Source organism: Arthrobacter sp. TMT4-20 (assembly GCF_054510775.1).
The window spans coordinates 244,736-262,826 of sequence record NZ_JBTNDW010000002.1; the positions used below are offsets into that span (position 1 = coordinate 244,736).

Annotated in this window: 21 protein-coding genes; 3 read left to right on the forward strand and 18 right to left on the reverse strand. The window is 63.2% G+C overall.

The features are described 5' to 3' along the window. Positions 1-21: 21 nt before the first annotated feature. Positions 22-1,104: a hypothetical protein gene (locus ACX80Z_RS04230; RefSeq protein WP_459314997.1), complete on the forward strand. Its 1,083-nt coding sequence runs from the start codon at positions 22-24 to the stop codon at positions 1,102-1,104. A gap of 125 nt (positions 1,105-1,229) precedes the next feature. Here ACX80Z_RS04230 and ACX80Z_RS04235 read toward each other — a convergent pair whose 3' ends face one another. From ACX80Z_RS04235 to ffh, 16 genes are all read right to left on the reverse strand, one after another. Further along, positions 1,230-1,586: a YraN family protein gene (locus ACX80Z_RS04235; protein WP_459314998.1), complete on the reverse strand. Its 357-nt coding sequence runs from the start codon at positions 1,584-1,586 to the stop codon at positions 1,230-1,232. A gap of 123 nt (positions 1,587-1,709) precedes the next feature. Then, on the reverse strand, positions 1,710-2,204 hold the full coding sequence (locus tag ACX80Z_RS04240; protein ID WP_019482910.1) for an SRPBCC family protein: 495 nt from the start codon (positions 2,202-2,204) through the stop codon (positions 1,710-1,712). Beyond that, complete coding sequence (locus ACX80Z_RS04245) at positions 2,201-2,551, reverse strand: ArsR/SmtB family transcription factor (RefSeq protein WP_019482911.1); 351 nt, start codon at positions 2,549-2,551, stop codon at positions 2,201-2,203. The genes ACX80Z_RS04240 and ACX80Z_RS04245 overlap by 4 nt, the downstream gene beginning before the upstream one ends. Before the next feature lie 456 nt (positions 2,552-3,007). Next, on the reverse strand, positions 3,008-3,334 hold the full coding sequence (locus tag ACX80Z_RS04250) for a DUF2469 domain-containing protein (RefSeq protein WP_019482913.1): 327 nt from the start codon (positions 3,332-3,334) through the stop codon (positions 3,008-3,010). Between the two features lie 7 nt (positions 3,335-3,341). Beyond that, complete coding sequence (locus tag ACX80Z_RS04255; RefSeq protein WP_459314999.1) at positions 3,342-4,091, reverse strand: ribonuclease HII; 750 nt, start codon at positions 4,089-4,091, stop codon at positions 3,342-3,344. 5 nt (positions 4,092-4,096) lie between these two features. Continuing rightward, positions 4,097-4,909: a signal peptidase I gene (gene lepB / locus ACX80Z_RS04260; protein WP_459315000.1), complete on the reverse strand. Its 813-nt coding sequence runs from the start codon at positions 4,907-4,909 to the stop codon at positions 4,097-4,099. Positions 4,910-4,924: 15 nt separating this feature from the next. Beyond that, positions 4,925-5,524 carry a signal peptidase I gene (gene lepB / locus ACX80Z_RS04265; RefSeq protein ID WP_019482916.1) on the reverse strand — a complete coding sequence of 200 codons (600 nt, stop codon included), beginning with the start codon at positions 5,522-5,524 and terminating at the stop codon, positions 4,925-4,927. A gap of 96 nt (positions 5,525-5,620) precedes the next feature. Further along, positions 5,621-5,980 carry a 50S ribosomal protein L19 gene (gene rplS / locus ACX80Z_RS04270; protein WP_019482917.1) on the reverse strand — a complete coding sequence of 120 codons (360 nt, stop codon included), beginning with the start codon at positions 5,978-5,980 and terminating at the stop codon, positions 5,621-5,623. Between the two features lie 201 nt (positions 5,981-6,181). Further along, positions 6,182-6,991, reverse strand: a complete 810-nt coding sequence (gene trmD / locus ACX80Z_RS04275; RefSeq protein WP_459315001.1) for a tRNA (guanosine(37)-N1)-methyltransferase TrmD — start codon at positions 6,989-6,991, stop codon at positions 6,182-6,184. After that, positions 6,992-7,678 (reverse strand): ribosome maturation factor RimM, encoded by a 687-nt coding sequence (rimM, locus tag ACX80Z_RS04280; RefSeq protein WP_459303871.1) that lies wholly within the window; start codon positions 7,676-7,678, stop codon positions 6,992-6,994. A gap of 115 nt (positions 7,679-7,793) precedes the next feature. After that, positions 7,794-8,039: an RNA-binding protein gene (locus tag ACX80Z_RS04285; protein WP_019482920.1), complete on the reverse strand. Its 246-nt coding sequence runs from the start codon at positions 8,037-8,039 to the stop codon at positions 7,794-7,796. A 1-nt stretch (position 8,040) separates the two neighbouring features. After that, positions 8,041-8,460: a 30S ribosomal protein S16 gene (gene rpsP, locus ACX80Z_RS04290; RefSeq protein ID WP_019482921.1), complete on the reverse strand. Its 420-nt coding sequence runs from the start codon at positions 8,458-8,460 to the stop codon at positions 8,041-8,043. Positions 8,461-8,634: 174 nt separating this feature from the next. After that, on the reverse strand, positions 8,635-9,525 hold the full coding sequence (locus tag ACX80Z_RS04295; RefSeq protein ID WP_459315002.1) for a VOC family protein: 891 nt from the start codon (positions 9,523-9,525) through the stop codon (positions 8,635-8,637). A 191-nt stretch (positions 9,526-9,716) separates the two neighbouring features. Continuing rightward, the gene (locus ACX80Z_RS04300) at positions 9,717-10,211 is read right to left on the reverse strand and encodes a GNAT family N-acetyltransferase (RefSeq protein ID WP_459315003.1); all 495 of its coding nucleotides are present in this window, start codon (positions 10,209-10,211) and stop codon (positions 9,717-9,719) included. 82 nt (positions 10,212-10,293) lie between these two features. Next, a complete protein-coding gene (locus tag ACX80Z_RS04305) occupies positions 10,294-10,998 on the reverse strand; it encodes an alpha/beta fold hydrolase (RefSeq protein WP_459315004.1) in 705 nt (234 codons plus the stop codon). Between the two features lie 126 nt (positions 10,999-11,124). Further along, positions 11,125-12,702, reverse strand: a complete 1,578-nt coding sequence (gene ffh / locus ACX80Z_RS04310) for a signal recognition particle protein (RefSeq protein ID WP_019482925.1) — start codon at positions 12,700-12,702, stop codon at positions 11,125-11,127. 112 nt (positions 12,703-12,814) lie between these two features. On the opposite strand from ffh, the gene ACX80Z_RS04315 reads away from it, so the two are divergent. Continuing rightward, complete coding sequence (locus tag ACX80Z_RS04315; protein WP_024475466.1) at positions 12,815-14,242, forward strand: glucose-6-phosphate dehydrogenase; 1,428 nt, start codon at positions 12,815-12,817, stop codon at positions 14,240-14,242. A gap of 109 nt (positions 14,243-14,351) precedes the next feature. Here the strand turns inward: ACX80Z_RS04315 and ACX80Z_RS04320 are convergent, their stop codons facing one another. Together ACX80Z_RS04320 and ACX80Z_RS04325 are read right to left on the reverse strand one after the other, a co-directional pair. Continuing rightward, on the reverse strand, positions 14,352-14,690 hold the full coding sequence (locus ACX80Z_RS04320) for a P-II family nitrogen regulator (protein ID WP_019482927.1): 339 nt from the start codon (positions 14,688-14,690) through the stop codon (positions 14,352-14,354). After that, complete coding sequence (locus ACX80Z_RS04325; protein ID WP_019482928.1) at positions 14,687-15,985, reverse strand: ammonium transporter; 1,299 nt, start codon at positions 15,983-15,985, stop codon at positions 14,687-14,689. Before ACX80Z_RS04325 ends, ACX80Z_RS04320 begins: the two co-directional genes overlap by 4 nt. 263 nt (positions 15,986-16,248) lie before the next feature. Between ACX80Z_RS04325 and ACX80Z_RS04330 the strand changes: the two genes are divergently transcribed. Continuing rightward, positions 16,249-17,997 (forward strand): hypothetical protein, encoded by a 1,749-nt coding sequence (locus ACX80Z_RS04330; protein WP_459315005.1) that lies wholly within the window; start codon positions 16,249-16,251, stop codon positions 17,995-17,997. Positions 17,998-18,091 lie beyond the last annotated feature (94 nt).

Genomic DNA, 18,091 nt, shown 5'->3' on the forward strand with positions numbered 1-18,091 from the left:
ATGCGAGAGAAGGGGCCTGTCGTGACTAACGAATCAGTGCAAGACGGCAGCCAGCAAAACGTGGTTTCACCAGTCGTAGACCAGCCGAATCCTCCGAACATTCAGAGCGAAACCCCGAGGGACATCCACCTCATCACGTATAGCTACCTTCGTTGGCTCCTGGTTTTGCTGCCAGTGGTCCTATTCGTTGTTACTGTCTCCACCGCAATTGAGCAGGGCCATTTAGAAAGGTCGATTAGTGCCTACTATGGGGGCTGGGTCCGGGACGTTTTCGTAGGAACCCTTATTGCGATAGCGGTTTGCCTTGTCGCTTATCAGGGAGTGGGTCTGATCGAGGACTATGCACTCAACGGCGCCGGTTTCTATGCCGTCTACGTGGCTCTGATTCCGGCGGATTTTCCGGTGCTAATGGAGAAACTGAAGTCATCAGAGACACCGGACGGTTTGGCTCCGTCGGCAGACGAGTACGTCTTTTTCCTACGCGTCACACTTGCATGTGTCTTGTTCCTAGTCCTGGTGGTCTTCCTGCTTGAGGTGCGAGCGGGGAACGTCCAGAGGCTCTTCCGAGCTGAAGTCGACCGTGACTGGCTGCATAAGCTCACCCGCTTTTTCCTTGTTGCAACCATGGCAGTCCTGATCGGGTTTCTGGCCCTAGCAAGCCAACAGCTGTACTTCCCTGCAGGTGACGTAACCATGGATGGACTCACCCAGTGGGGCATTCCCCTCACGATTCATGATCTTGCGGCAATATTCTTGATAAGTTCGCTATTTGTGGCCGTTCTTACCAATACCTGGCCTTTCTTCAAGTTCAGCGCCCTCCGCGAGTCTGCGCGACAGGGGTACCTGGTCATCGCCGTCCTTATGACTTTTGGTGCCTTTGTTCCAATACTTGTGGCTCAGCGCTTCGCGCCGGGCCGCGAGGTGATCCTACTTGAGTGGTGGGAAATTGGATTGTTTGCCACTTTTTGGGCGCTCGAGACTGGCAGGATGCGCAGGCTAAACAAGCGCCAGAAGACAGGGAGAACCGTAAGCACCGACGATAAAGCCCGTCTCCTTCCGGAGCCTTCTCGCGTCACGGACGGAAGCAGCAATTCCGCCCGATAAGCCACCGGCGTGGTCAGCATCTTGCCACGAGCCCACCAGAGGCAACCTGACAATGTCGGGTTCCACCGAGATGATGTGGCTGTTCGGCCCGACGAGCGACACCGCGTAGGTGCGTCCCGGCGGCATCAGCTGACCGCCCGGAGATAGTCGATTTGGGGTTCGCCGGTGCCGTCGTCGAGCACGGCCACCGCATCCACGCGGATCTCCGAAAAGCGCAGCTCATGAGCCTGCGCCCACCTCGCACCAAGTAAATAGAGCCGGTGAAGCTTGGTGGCGCTAATCCCCTCCATCGGATCACCGAAATCCAGCGACGAACGGGTCTTCACCTCGATCACCACCAGCGTTGATCCGTCGATCGCGACCAGGTCAATCTCCCCCAGCCCACAGCGCCAGTTGTGGTCCACCAGGTCCAACCCCGCGGCTTCGAGATACGACGCCGCCAGCGCCTCTCCCCTGCGTCCCAGTCGGTCCTTCGCCTTCATCACAACACCTCCGGTACCAGCCTCTTACAGCCGGTACCGGAGGTGTCGGGTTACTCCAGCTATGTGCGAAAAGTCAGCGGCACCCGCCCTGTGCAGGACGGTGCCGCTGAGTGACAGCCCGAGCTAGACCACGGTTCGTTCAAGAACGGCGTCGATTTGTCCCATCGCCTGCTTGATGCCTTCTTCCATGCCCATGGCGATCATCTTCTCCAGCTGCTCCAGACTTTCGAAGCTCGACACAGTCGTCATACGCGTGCCGCTGTCAATGGCTTCGAGAGTGACCACGCCGTGCGTGGTTCCCATTTCGTCCATCGGATCCCCGTTCTCATCGGCGAAACCGTCGTCGAACTCCAGATGGGTGGGCGCGTTGATGGCAGTGAATTCCCACCACCCGCGGCTCTTGTCCCCCTCCGGACCGGTCATGTAGTAACTGGCTTTCCCGCCCGGAACGAAATCATGGCTGTCGAACGTCGCCGGGTAGGTCGGCGGGCCCCACCAGCGTTCGAGCTGACGCGGATCCTCCCAGACCTGCCAGAGCCGCTCAACGCTGGCGCTAAACTCGGCAACGATCGTGAGGGTTAAAGCCTCGGTGTCCTTGTGTGTACTGATAACTGTCATGTTGGTGATGCCCCTTCTTCCTCGGCCAGGATGTCGGAAATCCGGTCGACGCGTTGCCGCCAGATCGCTTCGTACTCCTCGAGCAGCCGCCGCGCCCTTCTCAACGCATCGAGATGAACCCGCACAATCTGCTCCCTTCCGCGCTTCTCCTTGGTCACAAGATTCGCGCGCTCAAGAACGGCCACATGCTTTTGCACTGCGGCGAAACTCATGGCGTAGTGGGCAGCCAAACCGGACACTGAATAATCACTGACCAGTGCTCGGACGAGAATGTCCCGTCGGGTGGTGTCAGCAAACGCCTGGAACAGGCGGTCCACCTCGACGTCAGTCAACTCATCTACAACCATGTGGTTGTACGTTAGTGAATGCGAAGCTTTCCGTCAAGGGGTCAGGAATGGTCGGGCAGGATTCACCGTGAATGACAGGAGCATCGCTTTCAGCTGGGCGTCTTGAAGGTGCGCCTGATACAGCCGTCCACCATTCTCATAGTCGGGAAGCGATTCGAAGACGAAGTGCACCGGGAGATTGGACTTTGCCTCGATTTGGGGGAGCAGTTCCGAGTCGAGGACCAGATGGTCCGGGCTGGAAGGGCGGCGCCGTCGCCCGGAACTCCGCCGTCGAAGCGGGCGATCTGCTGACCTGAGGCCTCCGAAATGACGTAGGCCGATGCGCTGGGTCCCACCCCGTAGGTGGGCAGGTCCAGAGGTTCGACGGCGACCGCTTCCCACCCTGAGGGAAGCAGGAAGCTGTAGATACCATCCGGCGGTGTGCCGAAACTACCCAGCGCCTACCTTAGGGAGACTTCAGTTCCCGAGTGGACCATCCTTGGGCAGCGCAATGTCGTCGGACTTGGTCAGTTCTTCGACGTTGACGTCCTTGAAGGTGATCACCCTGACGTTCTTGACGAACCGTGCCGTGCGGTAGACGTCCCACACCCACGCGTCCTGAAGCGTGAGGTCGAAATAGATCTCGCCGTCGGCCGAGCGCGCCTGTAGGTCAACGTGGTTGGCGAGGTAGAACCGGCGTTCAGTCTCCACCACGTAGCTGAACAGCCCGACGACGTCGCGGTACTCACGGTAGAGCTGCAGCTCCATGTCGGTTTCGTAGTTTTCAAGATCCTCAGCACTCATCGTCCCATCATCCCCCAATTTCCACTCGGGGCATGCTGATCCTGTCCCCGGTCCCTAGTCGCCAGGTGGTGCGATGCAAAGCGGTGGCACCCAGGCCATCAATCGCGGCGCGGTGGCCCGCCGTCGCATAACCCTTGTTGATCTCCCAGCCATACTGGGGATGCTCAGCGGCATAGGCGACCATCATGGCGTCGCGTTCCACTTTCGCCAGGACGCTGGCCGCCGCGACGCTAAGGCATTGCAGGTCGGCTTTGATGCGGGTGTGGACTGGGACATCGCATCCGGTGAAGATCTCCGCGTCCACCGCGTCAACGTCCAGCGCCCCGGGGCCCACGGTTTCGGCGTCGAAGAGAGTGGCTTGCTCGCGCGGCGAAAGCCAATCGTGGTTGCCGTCAAGGATCACAGCATCGGGTCGTGCAGTGACCACAACCTGCTCCCAGGCCCGGTTTCCCGCCAGCTGCAGCGCACGCATCAGCCCGACGTCGTCAATCTCGGCCGCGGTGGCATGCCCGACGCCGTAGGCCAACGCCCATTTCTGGATCCTCGGGACCAGCTTCACCCGATCCGCTGGGGACAGCAGCTTGCTGTCCCGGACTCCTCTCAACCCCTTGACCGCCGAAAGGTCGATCATGACGAGCCCCACCGAGACCGGACCCGCGAGGGCACCCCGGCCAACCTCGTCGCATCCGGCCAGCAAACGGTGTCCCGAGTCCAGGAATGAGAGTTCAAAGCGGAGGGTGGGGGCAGCAGATTTCATCGCAGTCAGGGAGCTGTGGCGGCTGCGGGCGCGGGAATTGAGTCGAAGACCTCCGGGTAATTGCCGAGGAATCCCATCCGGTTCAGGGGCCAGGCAACTACTGCAGCTTTACCTTCAATGTCCTCGACATCGATGAATCCGGAGTTGGGCTTGTCAGCGTTGGCGCGCGAGTCGGCCGAGGCGTTGCGATGGTCACCCATCACCCAGATTTTGCCTTCGGGGACAGTCACGTCGAATTCGGTATCCGAGGGGCTCGCCCCCGGGTAGAGGTAGGGCTCTTCGAGGGGTTCGCCGTTGACCGTGATCCGGCCGTCGTCGTCGCAGCACACCACCCGGTCGCCGGCCATGCCGATGACGCGCTTCACCAGGTGCTGCTGGGTGTCATCGGGGAGGAGGCCGACGAAGATCAGGCCGTCCTTGACCCAGTTGGCTCCGGGTCCGGTGCCGGGCGGTGGTGCTGGCAGCCAGCCCTCGGTGTCCTGGAAGACGACGACGTCGCCGCGCTGCAGTTCAAAGGGTGCGGGAACCAGTTGGTTGACGAAGATCCGGTCGTCGATCTCGAGGGTGTTCTCCATCGATCCGGAGGGGATGAAGAAGGCCCTGAACAGGAAGGTCTTGATCAGGAAGGACAGCAGGATGGCAATGCCGACGATGATCAGGATTTCCTTGAGCCAGCCACCAAGGCTGCGGGCGCCGTCGTCGTTCGCCTGCTTCTTCCCGCTCCGGTCACGGTGCGCCGAGCGGCTCACATCGGGGCTGGGGGCATCCGAACGGGCATCAGCGTCGTCGTTGGACTTGCCGGGGACGCTTGTTGCCATCTGCTGGTCATCTACCTAAGGTCGGTGGTCGGTGAAACGTTCAATGGGGCCGGAGCGCGAGGGTGGCCAGACAATCTGCACTGCTCGGCCCAGTACCCGCTCCGTCGAGACCAGTCCCCCACCGGGTGCCCCCAGCAACGACCGGGAATCAAACGAATCGGAGCGGTGATCACCCATTACCCACAATTTACCCTGTGGGACCTCAACCTCGAACTGTTGGTCACTGGGTGCGTCCGAAGGGAAAACGTAGGGCTCGTCGAGTGGGTTCCCGTTCACTTCCAGCTGCCCGCCCGGACTGCAGCACGCCACGGTGTCGCCGCCGACACCCAGGATCCGCTTCACGTAGACGGTGTCGCTGCCGGAGACCCCTAACCAGTGGCCCACCGTCCCGAGGAGCTCCCCCGGACCACCCCCACTGATGGGATCGAACGAACCCCGACCGTCGAAGACGACGACGTCGCCGCGCTGCGGTTCGCCGTCGAGCCGGGAAACCAGCACCCGGTCTCCTTCTTCCAGGAGCGGCTGCATCGATTCCGAGGGAATGAAGTAGATGTCCACCACCGTCGCCCTGAGGACCGAGGCGAGCACCACGGCGATGAGGAGTGCTGACAGCACAAAACGCCAGCCCCGGAAGGGCCGGCGTTCTGGTTGTGCTCCCGCAGAATGCCGGGGATGATCTGATCCCGGCATGGTGCGGTTCAAGAACTGGTGTTACTTGGCAGTCTTGGGTTCGCGCTTTTCCTTGATCTTGGCAGCCTTGCCGCGAAGATCGCGCATGTAGTAGAGCTTCGCGCGGCGAACGTCGCCACGTGAGACAACCTCGATCTTGTCGAGGACTGGGGAGTGAACCGGGAAGGTACGCTCCACACCAACACCGAAGCTGACCTTGCGGACGGTGAAGGTTTCGCGGAGGCCATCGCCCTGGCGGCCAACAACGAAGCCCTGGAAGATCTGAACACGGGTGTTCTTGCCTTCAATGATGTTTACGTGCACCTTGAGGTTGTCACCGGCGCGGAATGCAGGAATGTCGGTGCGCAGTGATGCTGCGTCGACGGCGTCAAGAATATGCATGGTTATTGCTCCTGGTGAACGCCACAGGTCATTCACGTTAGTCACAGCGGTCAAGGCCTAGGCAATGTCCGCCGGAAAATTAGTTGGACCGGCAAACCATGAGTTGGTCGCCAGCGTGTCAGCCTGTTGGTAGTTCTCCCCCTGTGGCAGGGAACAACCCAGTAGACACAAAGTTCAATTATGCCATATGGATGGGGTTGGTCAGTCAACGCTTTTGGAGGTGATCTCCGGTTGACGGGTCAGCGCCCCGTCGACGACGACGTACCCCAGCTGCGCCAATGCGGCCAGGTCTGCCTTGCTCAGCGTCCCGGCAGGCAACCCGGCCAGCAGGTCCGGCCGACGCTGTGCCGTGCGCCGGAACTGTTCGTCCCGCCTGAACTGGGCGATCCGCGCGTGGTTGCCACTGAGCAGCACCTCGGGAATACCGCGGCCGCGCCAGTCGGAGGGCTTGGTGTAAACCGGGTATTCCAGCAGCCCGTCGGAGTGGGACTCTTCAACCAGTGACTCGGGATTACCCACCACTCCGGGCAGCAACCTACCGACGGCCTCCACCATCGCCAACACTGCGACTTCTCCCCCATTAAGGACGTAGTCGCCGAGGCTGACCGGCCGAACATCGAACTGGTCACCGGCCCACTCGAGCACCCGTTCGTCGATCCCCTCATACCTGCCGCAGGCGAAAGCAAGGTGCGGTTCCTCAGCCAGTTCGTGGGCCATTTGCTGGGTAAAGACCGCTCCTGCAGGCGATGGCACAATCAGCACCGGCCGGCCCTCGGCCGGCGACGCGTCTATCACTGACTGCAGCGCCAATGCCCACGGCTCGGGCTTCATCACCATTCCGGCGCCGCCGCCATAGGGCGTGTCGTCAACGGTACGGTGCCGGTCGGTGGTGAAGCTGCGCAGGTCGTGGACCCGAAGATCCAGCAACCCGTCCTGCCTCGCCTTCCCGATCAGCGACAGATCGAGGGCAGCCAGGTACTCCGGGAAAATACTGACGACGTCGATGCGCACTTAGCGACCGCTGCCCTCAGCGTCAGAGGCGGCGGCGGGGTCTGTGTCAGACGCAGGGTCGGCGGGGCCTGTGTCAGACGCAGTGTCGGCGGGGTCTGTGTCAGACGCAGGGTCGGCGGGGCCGTCGTCGTCGACGTCGGTCACTTCGCCGTCGTCCGGGCCTGCCTGATTGGATCCGGGCAGATTCAGCTCAAACAACCCGGCGGGCGGGGTCAGCAGCACATAACCGTCAGCGACGTTGACCTCGGGGACGATTTCGGCGACAAACGGGACCAGCGTCTCGTGGCCTGCGGAGGTTTCGACAATCAACAGGTCCTGCACCTCGAGCGTGCGGAGTCCGCTGACTTTGCCGACGACGTCGTTCCCTACCCGCGCCTCAAGACCCACCAGTTCGTGTTCGTACCAGGCGTCGTCGTCGTCATCCTCTGCCTCATCCGTATCGATGAACAGTTTGGCGCCGCGCAGGGTTTCTGCCGCGTTGCGGTCAGAGAACCCGTCGAACCCGAGGATCAGGATGTCCTTGTTCCAGCGGGCACCGCTGACCGTCAGCGGGCCAAGCGCGGCCGGCTCGGCGCGAAAGATGGCCCCGGCCTCGAACCGGTCTTCCGGCGCATCCGTGAACAGCTGCACTGTCACTTCGCCGCGAATACCATGGGGTTTGCCGATCCTGGCAACCTGAACTTCCATCTGACACTCCTGGTGCTGCTGGGGTAGGTGGACAAAAATTTGGCCCCGCCACCATTATCCGGTGCGGGGCCAAACTCAATGTAATACTGTGCTGAATTGGTGTGCTGAAGCGCTGTTAGCCCCGGCGGCGGTCCGTATCGACTACGTCCACGCGTACCGGTTCGCCGTCGGCGAGGGCTGACACAACGGTGCGCAAGGCGCGGGCTGTGCGGCCCTGGCGGCCAATGACCCGGCCCAGATCGTCCTGATGAACCCGCACCTCGAGGGTTTCCCCACGGCGGTTGTTCTTCAGGGAAACCTTGACATCATCGGGACTGTCAACAATTCCCCGGACGAGGTGTTCCAGCGCTTCGGCCAGCAATTTAGTTGGCCTCGGCGGTTTCAGTCTCGGCTTCGGCTGGTGCCTCGGCGTCGGACTTCTTGGCCTTGGGGGTGATGGCTTCAGGAACGATTACCGAACCCTTTTCAGGGGCGACGAAGGTTTCCTTGGGAGCCTTGGTCTTCAAGGTTCCCTCCTGGCCTTCGAGTCCCTTGAACTTCTGCCAGTCACCGGTGATCTTGAGCAGTACTGCAACCTGCTCGGTTGGCTGTGCGCCAACGCCGAGCCAGTACTGTGCACGCTCGGAGTTGATCTCGATGAACGAGGGCTCCTCGGTGGGGTTGTACTTACCGATTTCCTCGAGGGCACGGCCATCACGCTTGGCGCGTGCATCCATGACGACGACACGGTAGAAAGGTGCGCGGATTTTACCCATGCGCTTCAGGCGAATCTTTACGGCCACTGTTGTGGTCACTCCTTGATGATCTAAAGGGGTGAACCCTACTCAGTGCTCCCGTGGGGCGGGCCACCTCTGAGGGTTCAAAAGGACAAGATGCGCGCGCAGAGAGAGGGGCTGCCCGGATCGAGTACAGGTCTATTGTGCCAGATCGCAGACTCCAGCACGAATCACGCCACGCTAGCTCACTGCCACCCGGATTCTGTTGTTCCACGGGTCATTGAAGCGTAGCTCGCTGCCGGTGTGGTGGTTGTCGATCCCGGCAGCTTTCAGCCTCTCAGCGAGGGCTCCCACATGGTCCTCGGCTGGGACCCGGACGAGTACCTCCCCGAGCCCTAGCGTGTCTTTGCGCGGTCCGGCGCCCCGACTGTTCCACACATTCATGGCCATGTGGTGGTGGTATCCCCCAGCCGAGACAAACAGCGCCTGGCCGTGCCAGCCGGCGGTCCGCTCGAATCCGAGCGTGTCGACGTAGAACCTCCCGGCGGTTTCGACGTCGCCGACCTGCAGGTGGACGTGTCCGACGACGGCCGCCGCCTTGGCCTGGCCGGTCACCGCATCCTGGGTCAGGTGGTCCCGCAGGTAGGTGTCCGCCGGCAGCCGGAGGCTGTCCATCACGACTGATTTTCCTGCCGTCTGTCCGGTGTCGTCGGTGGTCCACTGCCAGGTGTCGCGCGGTTTGTCGAAGTAGAGCTCAATCCCGTTACCTTCGGGGTCGGTGAAGTAGAAAGCCTCGCTGACGAGGTGATCGGCGCTGCCAACGTACAGGCCGGCGTCGTACTGTGCGGTCGCGGCGACGGTTGCGGCGAGGGCTGACCGGTCGTCGAAAAGCAGCGCGGTATGGAACAGCCCGGCCTCCCCGTGGGCCGGGAGTTGGAGTCCTTGCGCCGGCGCAAGGTGAATCAGCGGCGTGTTTCCGCGACCAAGGTGCACGCCTTCGCGGGTTTCCTCGATGACTTCGAGTCCGAGGGCTCGCTGGTAGTAGTCGGACATTGTGGGCAGGTCGCCCACCTTGAGTAGCACTGCGCCCATTGATAGGTCGGCCGGCAATAAGTCCTGGGTGTTGGTCATGGTGTTCTCCTCAACATGATGCTGTATCGGAGATAACTACTTGAAGCTTCAAGTTATTCCATTGGACACCGTGCGGGTCCTCCCAGCTCCTGGCACTGTTTTGACGTGTCGGGCCGGGACACGCCGTCGTCGGGGCGCCGATCGGCCCAGTAGGAGGGGAGGTCTGCACACCGCAGGCCCTCAGGCCCGAGCTACAACGCGGCGCGCATGGACACTCTGCGACCGACTTGGTCGAGGCCGATTGCTGCCTCATGGTTTCGGACGGCGAGCAGCGCCGGGGATGGCTCACGAACCGTTTCGAAGCCGCAGGTTGCGTAGAACGGGGCGTTGAAGGGGACATCCGCGAAGGTAGTCAGGGTAATCCAGGGATAACCAGCGTGCCGCGCCCAGTCCTTCGACGCTTCGACCAGCGCCCGCCCTGTCCCCCTACCCGCATGGGCGGGAAGGACTGCGAGCTGCTCGAGGTGCGCGCCGCCGTCGAGCTCTTCCAGACGGGCGAACCCGATGCACGGCCTGCCTGCGACCAGCAACTTCAGCGATGCCGCAAGTTCCGATCGCGACGCTCCCGCCGGAAGGGACACGGGGAGGGGCATTCCGTTGAGATAGGTCAGCAATGAATCAGCTGCCGCCTCGATGGCTGGCAGGAAGGTGAGGTCCAGCTTCTCGGCTTCGCGGATGCTGATCATGCGGTCAAGTGTAGGGCCAGCGCCGCGTGAGGCCCCCGGTGTCCGGGTTGCTCATCACAACCCGGTCAGTACCGGCCGGATGCTAGGCGTCGGTACCTGCATGCGCGGCGACGAACTCGCGGATCAGGGCATCGCCGTCGGGAGTGTCCTGCGGCCGGTGGGCTCCCGGGGCGACGATGTGCTGGGCCCCGGTAACAGCCAGGTAACCGGCGATTTCCTCGTAGAGCGGCTCCCAGCCACCGGTGATGATCAGTGTCGGAACGCCTGGCACAATGTCCAGCGGTGCTTCCCATGGCGGGGACTGCAGCCTGAGCCGATGGGCAGCGCGGCGGGCCTCCGACGTTGCGGGGTGCCGGGCCTCGGTGGAAAACACGAGCCGGACAAATTCCTGGAGGAATGCCTCATCCGACAGCGAGCCGCGGCGTTCGTAGAGCGGCCCCACCAGTGCGCGGTGCGCGGCGGTCGCAGGCAGGTCGGCGGCCAGGGACAGGCATGCGGGCTCGATCAGGATCAGGGAGCGGACCAGCTCCGGCCGCTCGACTGCTGCCATCATCGCCGAGATCGCCCCCTGCGAATGGGCCACCAGGTGTCCGCCCTCCCCAAGGGCGTCCACCACAATCCGCTGATCCTCGTGGAAATCGGTGGGCAACGGGTCGGCTCCGGCTTCGAAACCGTGGCGACGAAGGTAAAGGCAGTCGTAGCTGCTCGCGAGGGCGTGCTGGGTTGGCCACGCGGCGGTGCCGAAGCTGCCGCTGCCGTGGACGAAGACGAGTCGTTCCTGGGTCATTGCGCCGCTCTTAGCTTCCGGGAGGATGGATCGAGTCAACAGAAATAACGGATTTCACAACGAAAAACCGTCAGTGGTGTTGACTCGACCCAAGGTGTGGGGCGAGTCTGTCTGTCGGAGGCAGCCCTACTTGCCGAGGAACTTGTCGAAGCCCTTCGGGAGGTTCAGGGAGGACGGGTCGAAGTCATTCTGGGCACCAAAGGCTGCACCCGACGGAACCGACGGCCGGTTACGGCGAGCCTCGGCATCGGCCCGCTCCTGCGCTGCCTTCGCCGGGTTACCCGACTTGGCCTTCTTCTTACCCTTCGTCACGGCCTTACCCTTGCGTGCGCCGCCGTTGAAGCCGCCAGGTCCGGCCATGCCGGGCATTCCCGGGATCCCACCGCCGGACGCCATCTTCTTCATCATCTTCTGCGCCTGACCGAACCGCTCCAGCAGGCCGTTGACCTCGGACACGTGAACGCCCGAACCGCGCGCAATACGGGCACGCCGTGAGCCGTTGATGATCTTCGGTGCGACGCGTTCGTGCTTGGTCATTGACCGCACAATCGCTTCGACCCGGTCAATCTCGCGTTCGTCGAAGTTTTCCAGCTGCTCCCGCATTCCGGCAGCGCCGGGCATCATCATGAGCATCTTCTTCATGGAGCCCATGTTGCGGATCTGCTGCATCTGCGCCAGGAAGTCGTCGAGCGTGAAGTCCTCCTGGTCGGAGAACTTCTGCGCCATCCGCGCAGCTTCGTCCTTGTCCCAGGACTTCTCAGCCTGCTCGATCAGGGTCAGGATGTCGCCCATGTCGAGGATGCGCGAAGCCATCCGGTCGGGGTGGAACAGCTCGAAGTCGTTCAGGCCCTCACCGGTCGAGGCGAACATGACCGGCTTTCCGGTGACCGACGCAACTGACAGCGCCGCGCCACCGCGCGCGTCGCCGTCGAGCTTGGTCAGGACGACGCCGGTGAAGTTCACGCCCTCGTTGAAGGCCTGGGCCGTGTTGACGGCGTCCTGCCCGATCATCGCGTCAATCACGAACAGCACTTCGTCGGGGTTGACGGCGTCGCGGATGTCGGATGCCTGCTGCATCAGCTCCGCATCAATACCGAGGCGGCCAGCCGTATCAACGATGACGACGTCGTGCAGTTTGGTGCGTGCCTCGGCAACGCCGGCGCGTGCGACGGCGACCGGGTCACCGGTGGCGGTTTCAAACTCGGAGCTGACTCCCGGGTGCGGCGCGAAGACCGGCACCCCGGCGCGTTCGCCGTTGACCTGCAACTGCTTGACCGCGTTGGGGCGCTGCAGGTCACACGCGACCAGGAGGGGGCTGTGGCCCTGACCCTTGAGCCACTTCGACAGCTTGCCCGCCAGGGTGGTCTTACCTGCACCCTGCAGGCCGGCGAGCATGATGACCGTCGGCGGATTCTTGGCGAGACGGATCCGGCGTGTTTCCCCGCCGAGGATTCCCACAAGCTCCTCATTGACAATCTTGACGACCTGCTGGCCCGGGTTCAGCGCCTGGGACACCTCAAGGCCCAGCGCCCGTTCCTTGACCTTGGCGGTGAACTCGCGGACAACGCTGACCGCGACGTCAGCGTCGAGGAGGGCGCGACGAATCTCGCGAACCGTGGCGTCGACGTCGGCTTCGGAGAGCCGGCCCTTCCCGCGGAGGTTCTTGAAAGTTTCTGTCAACCGGTCAGAGAGTGAATTAAACACGTGCCGTGAACTGCTTTCTTCGATGGATAAAAGGCTCTGCCATCAAGGGTACCAACTGGGGCGGACGGCGGCTTGCGGGACATCTCGGTACCGAGGTGGCAGGGTGGATGGTGTGGAAACGCATACAAACTCAGTCCAGGACAGCCTGCCCTTCGCCCCCGATCAGGAGGTCTCGACGCTGCTCATCCTGGGCGCGTCAGGCGATCTGACCGGCCGGCTGTTACTCCCCGGTCTGGCCCGGCTGGTTCAGCATGGTCGAGCTCGTGGCCTGCGGCTGGTGGGCGCCGGCTACGACGACTGGAGCGACGAGCAGTGGTCGGAGCGGGTCACCCAGTCTTTTGCCAGTGCGCGGGAGGCGGCCGACGACGACGGCCGGGGTGTGCTCGACCTGTTGCGGACCACGAGCGTGTACCGCCAGATTGATGTGACCACGCCCGGCGAACTGGCCAGCCTGGTTTCCTCCCTGCAGGGGCCGGTCGCCGTATATTTCGCGCTGCCGCCGGCAATCTCGGAGAAAGCGTGCGAGCTGCTCTCCCCCGGCGATCTGCCGGATCACACCAGGCTGGTCATGGAGAAGCCCTTCGGCACCGATCAGGGCTCGGCGTTCCGGCTCAACGAAACACTGACCCGGCTGGTCCCCGAGGACCACATTCACCGGGTGGACCATTTCCTGGGCAAGGCGACGGTATTGAACATTCTGGGGCTCAGGTTCGCCAACCGTCTGCTGGAACCGGTCTGGAACAACCTGCACATCGATCGGGTCGAGGTGGTCTACGACGAGGCGCTGGCCCTTGAAGGCCGCGCCGGCTATTACGACGGCGCCGGGGCCCTCCGGGACATGATCCAGAGTCACCTGCTCCACGCCATGGCCATCCTCGCGATGGAGTCACCGGTCAGTCTGCACGAACGCGACCTGAGGGATGGCCTTGGTGCCGTGCTGCGCGCCAGCACGGTTGACCCCGATTTCGCGAAAAGTACCCGGCGCGCCCGGTATGCCGCCGGGACAGTCGATGGGCGGGTGATCCCCGACTACGCGGCCGAGGACGGCGTCGACCCGGCCCGCGGAACCGAGACCCTCGCGGAGATCACCGTGTCGATCAACAACGCACGGTGGGCCGGTGTGCCGTTCATCCTCAGGTCGGGAAAGGCGCTGGGCGGGAACCGGAAAGAAGCGTTGGTGACGTTCAAACCGGTCAGCCATCTCCCGGCGGGCTTCACCGGGCAGGACTCACCAACCCAGTTGCGGATCGGTTTTGGCCCCGAAACCCTCAAGCTGGAAATCGATGTGAACGGCCCGGGCGACATTTTTTCCCTGGACCGGGCCGTACTGGGGGTCGAGCTGAATGCCTCGGAGCTGCTGCCCTACGGCGAAGTCCTCGAAGGAGTGCTGACCGGCGACCCGACCCTGTCGGTGCGGGGCGACACCGCCGAGGACTGCTGGCGGATCGTCGATCCGGTACTCGCCGCGTGGGCTGCCAATGAGGTGCCGCTCGACGAATATCCGGCAGGGTCACCCGGCCCCGCGGCCTGGACCAACTAGCCGCTGCGGAACCGCCTAAAAACCGAAAGTCACCCTCCTGCTCCGAACACCCGCTGCAGGCGGTGCTTTCGGAGCCGAAGGGTGACTTCGGTCGGCGTGGTGAGCCGGGTCAGAGTGCGGCGTCGCCGCGTTCACCGGTGCGGACGCGGACGGCGTCCTCGACGGGGATCACCCAGACCTTCCCGTCACCGGCCCTCCCGGTGTTGGCGGTCGAGACCAGGACATCGACGATGTCGGTGACCCAGGCATCCGCAACCAGCACTTCGACGCGGATCTTCTGGAGGAGGTCGACCGTGTATTCGGCGCCACGGTATACCTCGGTGTGGCCCCGCTGTCTTCCGTAGCCGCTTGCCCCGCTGACCGTGAGGCCCTGTACGCCGTACGTTTCGAGGGCTCCACGGACGCCGTCGAGCTTATCCGGGCGGACGATTGCTGTTACCAGCTTCATGAGTTCACCTTTTCCGAAGCATTTTCCGTAGCTGCAACATTGGTAGTGGGGTGGAACTGTCCACCGACGCCGAGGCCGCCGAATTCGTACGCTGTTTCTGCGTGCTCGGAGAGGTCGACGCCGGATACCTCGTCGTCCGCGGTGACGCGGAACCCGATGGTCTTGTGGATGCCCAGACCGATGATGGCGGTCATCACGGCCGAGAGAGTGACAGCCACGAGGACCGACACCACCTGGGCGAGCAACTGGCCGCCGCCGCCGCCGTAGAAGAGGCCTCCACCTTCGCCGTCGACCGGCATGGCGATGAAGCCCAGGGCAATGGTGCCGGCGGTGCCAGCGACCAGGTGGACCGCTACGACGTCGAGTGAATCGTCGAAGCCCAGCTTGTACTTCAGGCCCACAGCCAGGGCGCACAGCACGCCGGCGACCAGGCCCAGACCAATCGCACCGATGGGGGTGACGTTGGCGCATGCGGGCGTGATGGCAACGAGACCAGCGACAATACCCGAGGCTGCGCCCAGGGAGGTGGGACGTCCGTCGCGGAAACGTTCAAGGACGAGCCAGCCGACCATCGCTGCTGCCGGAGCGACCATGGTGTTGACCCAGATGAGACCCGCTTCTTCGGCGGAGCCAGCGGCGCCGCCGTTGAATCCGAACCAGCCGAACCACAGCAGTGCTGCGCCGAGCATAACCAGCGGCACGTTGTGGGGGCGCTGCGCCGGATCCTTGCCGAAGCCCTGCCGCTTGCCGAGGATGATTGCGAGCACGAGTGCTGCAACGCCGGCACTGATGTGAACCACCGTTCCACCGGCGAAGTCGATTGCTTCACCAACCGCGCCGCCAACAGCGCCATCTGCGCTCAGCAGTCCGCCACCCCACACCATGAAGGCCAGTGGGCAGTAGACGGCAGTGACCCAGATGGGTACGAAGAGCGACCAGGCGCCGAACTTGGCCCGATCGGCAATCGCCCCGCTGATCAGTGCGACGGTGATGATGGCGAAGGTTACGCCGAACCCGGCTCCGATCATGTCCTCGCTGCCGATCAGCCCTTCGAGACCGAATGAGGCGAACGGGTTACCGAAAAGCTGTGCAACGCCGTCGCCCCCTGTCATTGAATATCCCCAGAGAACCCACACTATGCCGACCAAACCGACGGCGATGAAACTCATCATCATCATGTTCAGTGCGGCCTTGGCGCGCGTCATTCCGCCGTAGAAAAATGCCAGCCCTGGTGTCATCAGAAGCACCATGGCGGCCGAAATCATTACCCAGACGTGACCTGCTGTCAGATCCATCGTCACATCCTCTCGCGAGTGGCGGGGAGTTCCCGCATTCGTAAGTCTGCCTACGCTGTGTTTCCGATCCGTGAACCAATTGATTGCCGGGAAGTTACAGAACCCGCACCGCGGTAAAGAATGCGTGACAGCCATGTTTCGGCCGTGTGAACGGACCCAGGAAACGCCGCCGTGACTGGACTGGAACCCTTACCTGAGATAGGGGAAAAGAAGCAGGCTGTTGGCTGGTTAGACTGGCTAGGAGCTGACAACGATGGAGAATAATGTCCGATTACCCCAATAGCCTGACGCCTGATCCTGCACCGGAGGAGACCGGGCAAGAACCCGCAAAGCGTTCCCGACCGAGCCCGAAGGTCATGGTTGCGACCGGACTGGCAACCATCGTGGTGCTGGTTGGCGCGGGGGTAGGCATTTCCGCACTCGCCCAGGACGAGGAGCCACGTGCGACGCCGTCGTCGTCGCCGTCGTCGTCGTCGCCGAGTGCAGCGGCGGTCGAAACGTCATCAGCTCCCACCCCCGAGCCGTCGCCGGCGTCCACGGAGCCGCTGCCGCCAGCGCCGACTGTCTTCTATGAGCAGGCCGGCCCACCAGCGGGGTCGCCGCTGGAAGCTGTCGAAGCGATGACCATTGAGGTATCGGACGAGCCGACCGGCACCGAGCTGCCGTCCAACCTCATCGGGTTGTCACTGGAAGCCACCGACCTCGCCGACCCTCGGATGTCCGGCGACAATCCCGAGATCGTGGCCAGCCTGACCGGTCTGGGGCGCCCAATGCTTCGGTTCGGGGGTAACGCTGTGGATCGCCGGTTCTTCTGGACGTCATCCAACGAGGCAATCCCCGGGAACCTTGAAGGCGACAAAGCTCACCCGGTGCGTGCCGCCGGCCCAGCCGACCTGGAACGGGTCAATACCCTGCTGGAAGCAGCCGACGCCACCATCAGCCTGACCGTGGACCTGGGCAACTACGATCCTGAGCGCGCAGCTGACATGACCATGCATGCCTCGAACATTTTCGGGGACCGGTTGGTCGGAATCACCATCGGCAACGAGCCCAACGGGTATCCCACCAATGGTCTGCGGCCGTCCGGTTGGGGTATCCCCGAATACCTCGAGGAACTCAAGGCCTATGCGGATGCGATGTATGAGGTAGCGCCCGAGGTTCGCATCGTGGGCCCCGGCACCTATGCGGAGGCCTGGTGGGAGCCGTTCACCCAGGCTGACCTGCAGCAGGAGAAGATTCTTTCGTTCCACCACTACCCGCTGTCGCAGTGTGACGGATCGAATGATCCCCTGGGCGAGCCCATCATGGAGAACCTGATGGCTTCGGCGATCCATGACCGTGCCGAAAATTACCGCCGTGCAGCGCTGGCCCCCGCCGAAGCGGCCGGCCTGGAAACCTGGATCCCCGAAACCGGGATCTCCGCCTGCCCAGGATCAAACGAAACCACCAAGACCCACGCATCAGCGCTGTGGAGCGTTGACTATGCGCTGAGTGCGGCGCAGATCGGTATCCCCCGGCTGAGCTTCCACAGCTCGCTGCTGACCTGCCAGGGCGGACCTCCCATGTCGTCCATCTGCTCCGGCGGACCCTACCTCCAGCCCGATGCGACCTTCGACGAGCGGGCCAACTATTACGGCCTGTCGATGGTTGCCGAACTGCCACCCGGAGCGTTCCTGCAGCACACCGCACAGGGCGGCGGCCTGGCGTACAGCTACGTGGTGCGCCATGAAGACGGCAGCATGAGCGTGATTCTGGTCAACCAGAACAACCCCGAGGTAGCCGCACAGACTGATGTCACGGTGCAACTGCCGGCGGCAGCACGCACCAGCTCGATGACCCAGCTCGCTGGTCCGTCGTACGGCGCCGAAGACTCAACCATTATCGATGGTGCCTTTGCCGCACCCGTTCCGGCCGGGGAACGGCCGGCGATCCCCGGATTCGTCCCCGGCGCCGAATCCGTCCAGTTGCCGGTGACTGCGGGCACCGTCTCGGTGTTCCACTTCACCTTCTAGCTGCACCATAAAAGCGGGGGGGGGGGGGAAGAGGGGGGGGGGGGGGGGGCGGGGGGGGGGGGGGGGGGCGGGGGGGGGGGGGGGGAGGGGAGGG

What these genes read in the sequence shown, in the direction of transcription:
- ACX80Z_RS04235 (WP_459314998.1), bottom strand. Translation starts at nt 1,586, where the DNA reads ATGAAGGCGAAGGACCGACTGGGACGCAGGGGAGAGGCGCTGGCGGCG.
- ACX80Z_RS04240 (WP_019482910.1), bottom strand. Translation starts at nt 2,204, where the DNA reads ATGACAGTTATCAGTACACACAAGGACACCGAGGCTTTAACCCTCACG.
- ACX80Z_RS04245 (WP_019482911.1), bottom strand. Translation starts at nt 2,551, where the DNA reads ATGGTTGTAGATGAGTTGACTGACGTCGAGGTGGACCGCCTGTTCCAG.
- ACX80Z_RS04250 (WP_019482913.1), bottom strand. Translation starts at nt 3,334, where the DNA reads ATGAGTGCTGAGGATCTTGAAAACTACGAAACCGACATGGAGCTGCAG.
- ACX80Z_RS04255 (WP_459314999.1), bottom strand. Translation starts at nt 4,091, where the DNA reads ATGAAATCTGCTGCCCCCACCCTCCGCTTTGAACTCTCATTCCTGGAC.
- lepB (WP_459315000.1), bottom strand. Translation starts at nt 4,909, where the DNA reads ATGGCAACAAGCGTCCCCGGCAAGTCCAACGACGACGCTGATGCCCGT.
- rplS (WP_019482917.1), bottom strand. Translation starts at nt 5,980, where the DNA reads ATGCATATTCTTGACGCCGTCGACGCAGCATCACTGCGCACCGACATT.
- rimM (WP_459303871.1), bottom strand. Translation starts at nt 7,678, where the DNA reads ATGGAAGTTCAGGTTGCCAGGATCGGCAAACCCCATGGTATTCGCGGC.
- ACX80Z_RS04295 (WP_459315002.1), bottom strand. Translation starts at nt 9,525, where the DNA reads ATGACCAACACCCAGGACTTATTGCCGGCCGACCTATCAATGGGCGCA.
- ACX80Z_RS04300 (WP_459315003.1), bottom strand. Translation starts at nt 10,211, where the DNA reads ATGATCAGCATCCGCGAAGCCGAGAAGCTGGACCTCACCTTCCTGCCA.
- ACX80Z_RS04305 (WP_459315004.1), bottom strand. Translation starts at nt 10,998, where the DNA reads ATGACCCAGGAACGACTCGTCTTCGTCCACGGCAGCGGCAGCTTCGGC.
- ACX80Z_RS04320 (WP_019482927.1), bottom strand. Translation starts at nt 14,690, where the DNA reads ATGAAGCTGGTAACAGCAATCGTCCGCCCGGATAAGCTCGACGGCGTC.
- ACX80Z_RS04325 (WP_019482928.1), bottom strand. Translation starts at nt 15,985, where the DNA reads ATGGATCTGACAGCAGGTCACGTCTGGGTAATGATTTCGGCCGCCATG.
- ACX80Z_RS04330 (WP_459315005.1), top strand. Translation starts at nt 16,249, where the DNA reads ATGTCCGATTACCCCAATAGCCTGACGCCTGATCCTGCACCGGAGGAG.